The sequence below is a fragment of the Bartonella capreoli genome, from assembly GCF_902813205.1.
Classification (GTDB): Bacteria; Pseudomonadota; Alphaproteobacteria; order Rhizobiales; family Rhizobiaceae; genus Bartonella; species Bartonella schoenbuchensis.
Genome location: NZ_CADDZX010000327.1, coordinates 1 through 404 on the forward strand (window position 1 = coordinate 1; position 404 = coordinate 404).

The 404-nt window shown below is 34.9% G+C and carries 1 pseudogene; it reads left to right on the forward strand.

Annotation, left to right across the window (positions count from 1 at the left end):
• Positions 1 to 404 (forward strand): annotated as a pseudogene (locus tag J7R05_RS08645) (hypothetical protein); the annotation flags it as partial.

Consider the following 404-nt stretch of genomic DNA (forward strand, 5'->3'; position numbering starts at 1 on the left):
AGATTCGAAAGAAGCAGTAAATGGTGGGCAGCTTTGGGAAACAAATGAACGTGTTAAAAATGTTGCAAAGAAGGTTGATCATATTGAAAACAGAGTTGACAATATTTCAAATACAATTGCTGATATTGGTGATACAATTGCTGATATTGGTGACACCGTTTTAAATATTGAAAATAAAGTTGATAATATTGAGAATACGGTTGGTGAACTTGCAGATGGAGTTGTAAAATATGATAGAGATGAAGAAGGAAACAAGATTAATAAAGTCACTTTAGCGGGTGGTAATGAAAGTGAACCTGTATTAATTGATAATGTTGCCGATGGCCGCATTGAACAAGGATCAAAAGAAGCAATAAATGGGGGCCAGTTGCATGATTATACAGACCAGCAGATGAAAATTGTTC